The 1,670-nt window shown below is 47.3% G+C and carries 1 protein-coding gene; it reads right to left on the reverse strand.

The window, feature by feature from the left end:
• Positions 1-224 precede the first annotated feature (224 nt).
• Positions 225-1,562: an IS1380 family transposase gene (locus ABD892_RS10770; RefSeq protein WP_345195634.1), complete on the reverse strand. Its 1,338-nt coding sequence runs from the start codon at positions 1,560-1,562 to the stop codon at positions 225-227.
• Between the last annotated feature and the right edge of the window lie 108 nt (positions 1,563-1,670).

Genomic DNA, 1,670 nt, shown 5'->3' on the forward strand with positions numbered 1-1,670 from the left:
CCTGAATCCGTGAGTTCTTGATTTACCTGGCAATCAATCGGGTCAATCTCTTAATTCCAGGTGACCGGGTTAATCAGATTTGAATTTATTGTGCCAGAATATCAATTTTCAGCTCAAGTCAGATCTAAAAAAGCCAATGTTTTGGGTAACCGTGCACACTGAAACCTGCCGTCTGCACATCAGCATCATAATATTTGGAAATTCCGTACTGAAAACAGAGCCGATTAACAGAGCGCGTGATTGGATAACAGTTGATGGAATGATTTAAACCCCGAGCAGTGACGACCGAATCGCAGCCTGTATTGGTGACCTTTATTGAGTAAACGGGCAGCCATAAAAATAAGCTCTTGAATTACGGTTTTCAAACGGCGTCTCTTTGCCGTATGCCGTATAGGAGCGTCTGGCCCAAGCAGGCAGCTCTGACCCATATAGCGCAGAATGTTATAAATCAGTGCTCCCAGGCACATTATCAGGTCATTTGTATCGAACTTCCCTGAAGGTAAACGCTCCAGATCCAGATCAGTTTTGAATTCGCTGTGAAACTGTTCGCTGGTTCCGTGATCCTCATAAAGCGCTATCACCTGATCATCACTGTAGTCGGCTTCATCCAGCGTCGTCCACCAACCATCCAGCTCATAATCTGGCGTCAGGAACATCTGGCCTACAGAGTCCGTCGTGCGTTTTATGAGCCGGAGAACCAGACGCTGATTTCCGTACTCTTTTTCATAAATAATGGAAAGCGTCGCATAGTGCTTGCCGGGACGGAGTTCGTGCCATTGCGTCTGCTCTTCTTCAAACCTTGGGAGCCAGCCCTGCCACGTGTACTGTGACCTTGGGTTGAGCTTGATGATATGGTTAACCCGATTGTAGCGGGCAATCTCAATGCGGTTCTCTTCTGCATCATGGCCACTGTCCAGACGAACCAGAAGCATTGCTTGAGTCAAACGGCGAGACCGATGCAAAACCGAACGTAAAAAATCAATAAACTCATTCTGAGAGTGCTGTGCCCCAGGGCGTAACTCGCACCCCATGCACCAACCTTCAGTACCAAGATAAGCGGCAATAGGCGCATAGCCGTGAAACTTTTTATAGGTCCACTCCACCTTTTCCTTTTTGGTCTTGCTGTTGTCCATAGGGAAGACGTCCATATCCAGCGGAATATGCTGAAGCTTGTCCAACATTTCAGGCAGAGGGGTAACCGGTGCATTGAAGTTCAGCAATACTTCGGGGAGACTATCTTCAATGAGAGGAATCAGCCGGGTTGCATCCTCGTTAAAGCGTTGCCTCAATCGACTGGACGATGGCATCTGCTTTATGCCCATTGAGCGCTGGTACCAGTCATCATGCCGGTAATTGTCAACGGCATCAAAGTCACTCTTCCCTTGGGCAAGCAAGCCGGAATAAGTGCGAATGAGGTCGATATTTGCAATACCATGCCTTTTCTTAATCCTCCGCAGGGTTTTGGTTAATGTGGTTTGCTTGTTGATGGCATGACCAACGAAATATAGCCCGGCAACAGGCGTATAAAACTCGGTAGTTGACTGCTCGATTTTGAGTTTCACAAAAAAGCACTCAGAAGGTGAAAATCAGAATCAGGGGATTTTATACGAAAAGACTTGGGCTCTGGGGTTTTCAGGCCGATTTCTTAGCTGTGAACTCGCGGATTCAGG

Source organism: Kistimonas scapharcae, assembly GCF_039540975.1.
GTDB classification, from domain to species: domain Bacteria; phylum Pseudomonadota; class Gammaproteobacteria; order Pseudomonadales; family Endozoicomonadaceae; genus Kistimonas; species Kistimonas scapharcae.